Origin of the sequence: Nocardia sp. CC201C, from assembly GCF_030010695.1 — a bacterium.
Lineage (GTDB): Bacteria > Actinomycetota > Actinomycetes > Mycobacteriales > Mycobacteriaceae > Nocardia > Nocardia otitidiscaviarum.
Window position 1 is genome coordinate 1 of record NZ_JASCXP010000279.1, and the last position, 9,825, is coordinate 9,825.

General features: G+C 70.3%; 6 protein-coding genes and 1 pseudogene. 6 read left to right on the plus strand and 1 reads right to left on the minus strand.

All coding sequences use genetic code 11. The features are described 5' to 3' along the window. Positions 1 to 695, minus strand: a pseudogene (locus QK444_RS24885) (hypothetical protein); the annotation flags it as partial. 552 nt (positions 696 to 1,247) lie between these two features. Between QK444_RS24885 and sucC the strand changes: the two are divergent. From sucC to purH, 6 genes are all read left to right on the plus strand, one after another. Then, the gene (gene sucC, locus QK444_RS24890) at positions 1,248 to 2,414 is read left to right on the plus strand and encodes an ADP-forming succinate--CoA ligase subunit beta (protein ID WP_029931144.1); all 1,167 of its coding nucleotides are present in this window, start codon (positions 1,248 to 1,250) and stop codon (positions 2,412 to 2,414) included. Between the two features lie 15 nt (positions 2,415 to 2,429). Next, a complete protein-coding gene (sucD, locus tag QK444_RS24895) occupies positions 2,430 to 3,344 on the plus strand; it encodes a succinate--CoA ligase subunit alpha (RefSeq protein WP_282784216.1) in 915 nt (304 codons plus the stop codon). A 337-nt stretch (positions 3,345 to 3,681) separates the two neighbouring features. Beyond that, the gene (locus QK444_RS24900) at positions 3,682 to 4,737 is read left to right on the plus strand and encodes a DUF5336 domain-containing protein (RefSeq protein ID WP_282784218.1); all 1,056 of its coding nucleotides are present in this window, start codon (positions 3,682 to 3,684) and stop codon (positions 4,735 to 4,737) included. Between the two features lie 1,178 nt (positions 4,738 to 5,915). Beyond that, complete coding sequence (locus tag QK444_RS24905) at positions 5,916 to 7,481, plus strand: DUF6350 family protein (protein ID WP_282784220.1); 1,566 nt, start codon at positions 5,916 to 5,918, stop codon at positions 7,479 to 7,481. A 63-nt stretch (positions 7,482 to 7,544) separates the two neighbouring features. After that, complete coding sequence (purN, locus tag QK444_RS24910; RefSeq protein ID WP_282784222.1) at positions 7,545 to 8,201, plus strand: phosphoribosylglycinamide formyltransferase; 657 nt, start codon at positions 7,545 to 7,547, stop codon at positions 8,199 to 8,201. A gap of 11 nt (positions 8,202 to 8,212) precedes the next feature. Next, on the plus strand, positions 8,213 to 9,825 hold a 1,613-nt coding region (gene purH / locus QK444_RS24915; protein ID WP_282784224.1), incomplete at its 3' end, for a bifunctional phosphoribosylaminoimidazolecarboxamide formyltransferase/IMP cyclohydrolase.

Here is a 9,825-nt window from a genome sequence, read left to right on the forward strand (position 1 = left end):
GGCGCGCCGGAAGCGGCCGGATCGACGCGGGCACCGTCGCGGGAGAACTCCAGCGGCTCACCGGACGCGGTGCGGAAGGTGTAGACGGGCCGATGCTCGTCGGAGGGGTTCGGATCGGCGGGCGACTCCCAGGCGTCGTCGCCGGAATTCCAGGAGTCACCGGACCATTCGGCGGCGGGGTCGCCCCAGCCGCCCGCGCCGCCGTTCGCGGCGGCGCCGTCCCAGGCGCTGCCGGAATCACGGTTCCAGTTGGCGGCGTTGCCGTTCCAGGAACCGTCGGCCTTGCCGTTCCAGGAGCCGTCGGCGTCGGCGTGCCAGTCGCCCCGAGCGCCGCCGTCGTTCCAGTCGGCGGTCTCGTTGTTCCAGTCGGCGGTCTCGTTGTTCCAGTCGGCGTCGGCCGCGTTGTTCCAGCTGGCGCCGTCATAGCAGGTGCCGCTGTTCCAGTTGTCGCCGTAACCGTTGTCGACGGCGCCCTGCGCGCTCGCGGCGTGTGCGTCCCAGCCGCCGTGGGCATTCCACTCGCCCTGCGCGGACGAGGGCGCCTGCCAGCCGTAGACCTGGCCGTGCTCGTATCGGGTGCCGCCGCCGGACTGGGCGTTATGGCTGAAATGTCCGGAGTCGCCGAAGGTTTCGTCGTCCTGTCGGTACCGGTTGGCTCGCGCGCGCCGCCCGGTCGGGAATGCGCCGTCACTCATGGGCGTTCGTCCGACCTGCGGGCAGGGAGCTCGATTTCGACGGGTCGCCTGCGGAGCGGCTTCCTACCTGCGGAGCGCTGTGCTGCGTCAAGCTTGCCGTCCTCCTGCCGTGACCGTGTTGTGACATCGACCGCAACGACGGTAACGAAACGATTGCGGGTCGGCAAGCGATGAACCCCTGTCGTGTCGATGCTGTGACATTCATCACGTCGTCCTCCGGGGTTGCCTCACTGTGCTGTGGGTAACTGCGTGAGGCCGTTCCACTACAAGGCGTCGTAGTCTGTATCGCTCTGCGGGATTAGTCCCGTTCACCTGCCACGCGGTCCGAAAGCTACTCGCGAGTAGTCATACCCAGCGGTTTTGTGGCCCTGGAGACTGTACCGTGACCTGCGCCACTTAGGCTGTATGCGGCTGATTTCGGCTCCATGTGACTGATTAGAGTCCGACCCGACCCACTGGCCTTCACGGGCGACCTGCAAGTGGTCGCTACGGGCTGACGACGGGCCGCCAACAAAGACGTTGTCACAACAACGCAGACGAGACGGTGAGTACATGGATCTCTTCGAATATCAGGCGAAGGAACTCTTCGTGAAGCACGGAGTGCCTTCGTCGGAGGGCCGCGTCACGGACTCGGCCGAGGACGCTCGCGCGATCGCGGAGGAAATCGGCAAGCCTGTGATGATCAAGTCGCAGGTCAAGGTCGGTGGCCGCGGCAAGGCCGGTGGCGTGAAGTACGCCGCCACCCCCGAAGACGCTTTCACCCACGCTCAGAACATCCTGGGCCTGGACATCAAGGGTCACATCACCAAGAAGATCCTGGTCGCCGAGGCCAAGGACATCGCGTCGGAGTACTACATCTCCTTCCTGCTCGATCGCGCCAACCGCACCTACCTGGCCATGTGCTCGGTCGAGGGCGGCATGGAGATCGAGGAAGTGGCCGCCACCAAGCCCGACCGCCTGGCCAAGGTGCCGGTCGACGCCGTCAAGGGCGTGGACCTGGCCTTCGCGCGGTCCATCGCCGAGCAGGGCCACCTGCCCGCCGACATCCTGGACGCGGCCGCGGTGACCATCCAGAAGCTGTGGGAGGTGTTCATCTCCGAGGACGCCACCCTGGTCGAGGTCAACCCGCTGGTGCGCACCCCCGACAACGAGATCCTGGCCCTCGACGGCAAGGTCACGCTGGACGAGAACGCCGAGTTCCGCCACCCCGACCACGCGGCCTACGCGGATATCGACGCCACCGATCCGCTCGAGCTCAAGGCCAAGGAGAACGACCTCAACTACGTCAAGCTCGACGGTGAGGTCGGCATCATCGGCAATGGCGCGGGCCTGGTGATGTCCACCCTCGACGTCGTCGCCTACGCCGGTGAGGGCCACGGCGGCGTCAAGCCCGCCAACTTCCTCGACATCGGCGGCGGCGCGTCGGCCGAGGTCATGGCCAACGGCCTGGACGTCATCCTGGGCGACAAGCAGGTCAAGTCGGTGTTCGTCAACGTCTTCGGCGGCATCACCGCCTGTGACGCGGTCGCGAACGGCATCGTGAAGGCACTCGAGATTCTGGGCGACGCGGCCACCAAGCCGCTGGTCGTCCGCCTGGACGGCAACAAGGTCGAGGAGGGTCGCCAGATCCTCGTCGACGCCAACCACCCGCTGGTGACCCTCGCTCAGACCATGGACGAAGGCGCCGACAAGGCCGCCGAACTGGCCGCGGCCAAGTAAAGGACACGAACCACAATGTCTATCTTCCTGAACAAGGACTCCAAGGTCATCGTCCAGGGCATCACCGGCGGCGAGGGCACCAAGCACACCGCGCTGATGCTGAAGGCGGGCACCCAGGTCGTCGGCGGTGTCAACGCGCGCAAGGCCGGGACCACCGTCTCGCACACGGATAAGGACGGCAACGCGGTCGAGCTGCCCGTGTTCGGCACCGTCGCCGAGGCCATGAAGGAGACCGGCGCGGACGTGTCGATCGCCTTCGTGCCGCCGAAGTTCTCGAAGGACGCCATCATCGAGGCCATCGACGCGGAGATCCCGCTGCTCGTGGTCATCACCGAGGGCATCCCGGTGCAGGACACCGCCTACGCGTGGGCCTACAACGTGGAGAAGGGCAACAAGACCCGCATCATCGGACCCAACTGCCCCGGCATCATCACCCCGGGTGAGTCGCTGGTCGGCATCACCCCGGCCAACATCACCGGCAAGGGCCCGATCGGCCTGGTCTCCAAGTCCGGCACCCTGACCTACCAGATGATGTACGAGCTGCGGGACTTCGGTTTCTCCACCGCCATCGGCATCGGCGGCGACCCGGTCATCGGCACCACCCACATCGACGCCATCGAGGCGTTCGAGAAGGACCCCGAGACCAAGCTCATCGTCATGATCGGCGAGATCGGCGGCGACGCCGAGGAGCGGGCCGCGGCCTACATCCAGGCCAATGTCACCAAGCCGGTCGTCGGCTACGTCGCGGGCTTCACCGCCCCCGAGGGCAAGACCATGGGCCACGCGGGCGCCATCGTCTCCGGTTCCTCGGGCACCGCCGCGGCGAAGAAGGAGGCCCTGGAGGCCGCGGGCGTGAAGGTCGGCAAGACCCCGTCCGAGACCGCCGCCCTGGCGCGCGAGATCCTCGAGAAGGCCAGCATCAGCGCCTGATTCGGATAGCGGCGCGCGAGTGCCGGTCCGATGTCGCAAGGCCGCCCGCCGTGTCCGGTGGGCGGCCTTCGCGTATCCGTATCGTTATCCCCGGGTGGCCGGAAAACGCCGATCCGGCTGGCTTTCCGCTGCTCGTCGAGCGGGCTTGTCCCGCGCTTTCGGTGAACGATGTTGTCGCTCAACGGCTTACGCAAAACGGCGCCGGGTAGCATGCGTTCGGTTCGGCGTAAACGCGCCGGTCGCGGGCGGCGGTAGATGGTGACCCAGGCGGTCTGGTGCAGTAGCGTCGGGGGAGCAGCCAGCGCTGTTCGTGAACTATTCGATAGGAGACGACGACATGTCATACCCGACCGGGGGCTCGGGGTACAACGCGCCCGCGCCGACGCCCTCCTCCGCACCCGGCTTCGGCCAGCCGCCCGCCGCCGGTCCCACCGGTGGAGCGAGCGCCGCGGCCGCGACGGGCAAGGGGCTGCCGTTCTTCCTGGCCATCGGTGTCGCCGCGCTCGGTGTCATCACCTTCCTGCTCGGATTCACGCCGTTCACCAGCTTCGACCTGGGCGGCGGCACGGTGGATGTGGACACCTCCGCCAGCTTCTTCGAGGGCGGCGGCTCCGGGCCGCTGGCTCTGCTGCTGATCGCCGGAATCATGGCCGGGCTGTCGTTGATCTCCAAGCAGAACTGGGCCCCGATCGCGGCCGCCGCCTCGCTGGCGGCGTTCCTCACCCTGCTGTTCACTGTCTTCTCGCTCGATGACTCCGTCTCGCTGGAGTGGGGCGGCATCGTCGTCCTGGTCTTCGCCTTCGCGCAGACCGCGGTCGGCATCGCGGCCCTGCTGTTCGAGCTGGGGATTCTCAAGCCCCCGGCCCCGAAGCCCGCGCCGCAGCCCGGCGGGTACGGCCAGGGCGGCCAGCCCGGCGGGTACGGTCAGCAGCCGGGCGGATACGGCCAGCAGCCCGGTCAGCAGTCCTACGGTCAGCAGCCCGGTCAGCCGGGTGGCTACGGCCAGCAGCCCGGCCAGCCGGGCGGCTACGGCCAGCAGCCGTCCTTCGGCGGCGGCCAGGGCACCGGCCCGCAGTACCAGCAGCAGCCCTCCTACGGTCAGCAGCCGGGCCAGCCGGGCCAGCAGTCCTATGGTCAGCAGCCGGCCTACGGTCAGCAGCCCGGTCAGCCGGGTGGGTACGGTCAGCAGCCGTCCTACGGCCAATCGCCCTACGGCACCGGTTCGCAGCCGCAGCCGCGCCCGGACGAGGGCGCGACCCAGCACTTCGGCGGCCAGCAGTACGGCGGTCAGCAGTACGGCGGCGGCCAGGAGAAGCCGTTCGGCGGTGAGCAGAGCGCCGATCCGGCCGCCGACGCCACCAAGGCGTTCCGGCCGGGGCAGGACGACAAGTAGTCGGTCCGGGTATCGACCGACGTGACGAACGGCCCCCGGTGGGAACACCGGGGGCCGTTGTGCTTGCGGGCCGCCCGGGGCCGCTCGCGGGCCACCGGACTTCGTTCGCGGACTCCGGCATCGAGGCTCGCGGACCATGGGAATTCGTGTTGGCGAGCCCGGACCGTGGCCTTTGCCCGACGACCGGTGTCCGTCGGACCCCCAATCGTTGTCCCACTCGCCTCGTCGATCCGCCGCGGTGGCATCACCGCCGCCCGCCACTCACCGCCGTAGCCGCTCGGCTCGCCGTCCCCTCCGCCACGACGCTCGACCGCCCCACCACGCGCTCGCAACGCCGTGTCGCGCTCGGGCCCGATCCGGCCGAGACGGTGCATCCGGCCTCGGCGGTCGGGTCGTCGACCACGCTCGAATCGGATTGCCCTGTCACCGTGACTCCTTCAGAACCCCCGCGCGAACCCCGCCGCCCCCGCCGCTCGGGAGAGGGCAGCGGCCCTCCCCCCGCACGTCGGGCCACCACACCACGCCGTACGCCCGATGGCGCATCCGGCCACATGCCGTGGGACGGCTTGCGCCATGCGCTGTCTCGGGTTCGACGGCGTACCACCGCGAGCCGGGCGTCCGCGTCCGCCGACATCCGTGCCACATCGCGTCACGATGAATTAGACGATGACCGCCGGGGCTACGCGGGTGAGCCCCGCAGGACACGCACCGGGCCGTCCGGGAGCCGTTCGGGTGGTACCCGGCGCGGTGCCGCCGAGCCGGGCGACCGTCGGACATACGCGGACGACCGGCGGCGTCTCGTCGACGACTCCGAGCGCGGCGGCGTGCGGGCACGTGCGGGCGGCAGGCGCATGCCTGCAGCGGACGAGCGCATCGACGTGGAAGCGCACTCCGGTGGCCCCGCGCTGGAGGCGGATGCACCGGGGGCGCGGTCCCGGTGGTGGGAACCGGGGCGCGCAGCCGGGGCGAGCGGGGTGCGTGGCCGGGGACCGGAGCGGTATACGGATCTGGGGCGTGGACGCGGAGGTTTCCGGCGGCTGGGCCGAGCGCCCATGTCGGCAGCGGCGCGTGGCTCGGCCGGGCGGTCGAGCGGTGGCCGGGAGCGAGGGCGTTCCCGGGGGCGGGTGCGCGGCGCGCCTGAGGCGTCGCCGTGGGTGAAGCTGCCAGGGTGGATGTCCATGAGCGCTGCGAAGGCCGCATTGGCGCGTCTGAGCGATATCGAGCCGCCGGAACCGGGTGCGGGGGGACCCGGCGGCGGATTCGGGTCGTTGACTCCGGAGCGGGCTCGGGTGCTGCTGGTGGTGGCGGCGCGGGCGTCGAGCATCACCCTGCTCGTCATCGTCGCACTGGTGTTGGGGGCGCTGTTGGCGGCGGGCAGCGGGCTGGAGGGGACCGGAGGCGCGATCGCGGCGAGCTGGCTCGCGGTCCATCAGGTTCCGCTGGTGATCGGCAAGACGTCACTGGGACTGCTGCCCCTGCTGCCGACCGGGCTCATGCTCTGGATCGCGGCGCGCGACTGCGCCCACGCGGTGCCCGACGAGAGCAACCGCGCCGACCTCGGCTGGATCGTCGGCGCGGCGCTGGGCGGTCCGCTGCTCATCACGGCGGTCTGTCTGGCCGTCGCCGACGATGCCGCCGCGGTGGTGTCGTTGCAGCCGCCGAACACCTCGGCCGCCTTCGGCTGGGTCTTCGGCCTGCACCTGCTGGCGGCCGCCGCGGGCATCGGCAGTCGCCGGTGGCGGGAGCTGCTCGCGCTGTCCCCGGCGCCGGTGCCGCACTGGGTGGTGCCCGGGGTGCGGGCGGGGGTGCGGGCCGTGTGGCGACTGCTGCTCGTCGCCGCCGCCGTCACCCTGTTGTCCTTCCTGGCGCACTGGTCCGCCATCGGTGAGACCTACCGGGCCGCGGGCGATATCGCGGGTGTGCTCGGGCTGACGCTGCTGTCGGTCGCCTATCTGCCGAATGTGCTCATCGACGCGGTGGCGGTGCTGGTCGGCGGGCAGGTGCACATCGGCGCCGGTTCGCTGAGCCTGTTCGAGGTCACGGGTGCGCCGATTCCGGCGGTGCCGATCGCGGCCGCCGTGCCGACCGGTCCGGCGGCGGGCTGGTGGGTCGTGTTGCTGCTGGCGCCCGCCGCGGTGGGCGTGCTCGGCGGCCTGGACATCGGACGCACCACCGACGATCGGCCGACCGCCCCGTGGGCCACGCTCACCTCGGCCGCCGTGGCGGCGGTGCTGCTCACGCTGCTGGGTTCGCTCGCCAGCGGTGTGCTCGGCTCCTTCGGGCAGATCGGTCCGAACCTGCTGCTGTTGGCGATACCGGCCTTCCTCTGGCTGGCGCTGCCCGGATACGTGGGCATGTTCGCCGCGCGGTGGTTCGCCGTACCCGCCGCCGACCCCGGGTACGCCGCGGGCGACTACGCCGACGACTACCCCGACACCGAATACACCGACTACGACGACGAATACGACTCCGACGGTCAGTACGACTCCGACGGCGCGTACGACGCCGACAGCCGGTACGACTCCGACGATTACGAGGACGCCGACTACTACGACGACTACGACGAGTACGAAGACGCGCCCGACGGCACCGAGCGCGTGGTCGAGGTCGACGGCGAACTCGTCGACGAACCGCCCGCCCTCACCGCCGAACCCCACGCGGACGACCCGGCCGACACCGACATCGTGGACGCCGAAGTGGTGGAGGCGGACCTGCTCGACACCGGTGAAGTGGACGGTCGTTAGGCTCTAGGGCGGCGGTTCGCAGCCGCCCGCCCCCGCCCCGCCCGACTCACAGGGAGTAGTGCGCTGACGTCCACGCCCGCCCAGCTGCTGCCGCCCACCGCGCCCGCGAGCGTCGTCGTGCTCGCCTCCGGCACCGGTTCGCTGCTGCGTTCGCTGCTCGCCGCCACCCGGGAACCGGACTATCCGGCCCGCGTCGTCGCCGTCGGCGTAGACCGCGACTGCACCGCCACCGCCCACGCCGACGAGTTCGGCGTTCCGAGTTTCCGGGTCGCCCTGCGCGATTTCGACGATCGCGCCGCCTGGGATGTCGCGCTCACCGAGGCGGTCGCCGCCCGCGAGCCCGATCTGGTGGTGTCGGCGGGTTTCATGAAGATCCTCGGCCCTGTCTTCCTGGGTCGGTTCGGCGGCCGCATCATCAACACCCATCCCGCGCTGCTGCCCGCCTTCCCGGGCGCGCACGGCGTGCGGGACGCGCTCGCGTACGGGGTCAAGGTCACCGGCTCCACCGTGCATCTGGTCGATGCCGGTGTCGACACCGGGCCGATCCTCGCGCAGGAATCCGTCGCCGTGCTGCCCGCCGATGACGAGGCGTCGCTGCACGAGCGCATCAAGGTTGTGGAACGGCGGTTGTTGGCGCAGGTGGTCGCCGCCGTCGCGACGCGAGGCATTGTCTCCGATGGACGAAAGGCAGTTATTCCAGATGAGCGAGTTCTCCGGTGAGTGAGGCACAGATGGACCCGGCAGCGCGCAAGCCGATCAAGCGGGCCCTGGTCAGTGTCTACGACAAGACGGGACTGATCGAGCTGGCCTCCGGTCTGCACGCCGCGGGCGTGGAGCTGGTCTCGACCGGTTCCACCGCGGGCAAGATCGCCGACGCGGGCATCCCGGTCACCAAGGTCGAGGACCTGACCGGCTTTCCGGAGACCCTGGACGGTCGCGTCAAGACCCTGCACCCGCGCGTGCACGCGGGCATCCTCGCCGACACCCGCCGCGAGGAGCACGTCGACCAGCTGGTCGAACTCGGCGTAGAGGCATTCCAGCTCGTCGTGGTGAACCTGTATCCCTTCACCCAGACCGTGGCCTCGGGCGCGACCGTGGACGAGTGCGTGGAGCAGATCGATATCGGCGGACCGTCCATGGTGCGCGCCGCCGCCAAGAACCACCCGTCGGTGGCCGTGGTGGTCGACACCCGCGACTACGACGACGTGCTGGCCTCGGTGCGCGACGGCGGTTTCACCCTGGCGCGGCGGACCGAGCTGGCGGCCAAGGCTTTCCAGCACACCGCGACCTACGACGTGGCGGTCGCCAGCTGGATGACCTCGGTCGCGGTTCCGGCCGCCGCTCCCGCTGTGGCATCCGAGGGCGCGGCCGCTGAAGGCGCGGAATCCGAAGGTGCGCAGCGCTTTCCGGAGTGGATCGGCGCCACCTGGACCCGTGAGTCGGTGCTGCGGTACGGCGAGAACCCGCACCAGGCCGCCGCGCTCTACACCGATGCGGCCGGACCGGCCGGGCTGGCGCAGGCGCAGCAGTTGCACGGCAAGGAGATGTCGTACAACAACTACACCGATGCCGACGCGGCCTGGCGCGCCGCCTACGACTTCGACGCGCCGGCGGTGGCGATCATCAAGCACGCCAACCCGTGCGGCATCGCGGTCGGCGCGGATATCGCCGAGGCGCACCGCAAGGCGCACGCCTGCGATCCGGTCTCCGCGTACGGCGGCGTGATCGCGGCCAACCGCGAGGTGTCGGTGGAGATGGCCGAGCAGGTCGCCGAGATCTTCACCGAGGTCATCGTGGCCCCCGGCTATGCCGACGGCGCCGTGGACGTGTTGCGGCGCAAGAAGAACGTGCGCATCCTCATCGCCGAGGCGCCCCGGCGCAAGGGCGCGGAGCTGCGTCCGGTGAGCGGTGGTGTGCTGCTGCAGGATCGCGACATTCTCGACGCCGCGGGTGACGCGCCCGCCAACTGGCAGCTGGTCGCCGGTGACGCGGCCTCCGCCGAGACCCTGGCCGATCTCGAATTCGCTTGGCGCGCTTGCCGTGCCGTGAAATCCAATGCCATTCTGCTGGCCCACGACGGCGCGTCCGTCGGCGTCGGCATGGGGCAGGTCAACCGCGTGGACGCGGTACAGCTGGCGGTGCAGCGCGCCGGTGACCGCGCCAAGGGCTCGGTCGCGGCCTCCGACGCCTTCTTCCCGTTCTCCGACGGGCCGCAGCAGCTGGTTGCCGCCGGGATCACCGCGATCGTGCAGCCGGGGGGATCCATTCGCGACAAGGACACCATCGACCTGTGCCGCGAGGCCGGGGTGACGCTGTACTTCACCGGGGCGCGCCACTTCGCGCA

Coding starts and splice junctions, on each gene's coding strand:
- sucD (WP_282784216.1), top strand. CDS start 2,430: ATGTCTATCTTCCTGAACAAGGACTCCAAGGTCATCGTCCAGGGCATC.
- sucC (WP_029931144.1), top strand. CDS start 1,248: ATGGATCTCTTCGAATATCAGGCGAAGGAACTCTTCGTGAAGCACGGA.
- QK444_RS24905 (WP_282784220.1), top strand. CDS start 5,916: ATGAGCGCTGCGAAGGCCGCATTGGCGCGTCTGAGCGATATCGAGCCG.
- QK444_RS24900 (WP_282784218.1), top strand. CDS start 3,682: ATGTCATACCCGACCGGGGGCTCGGGGTACAACGCGCCCGCGCCGACG.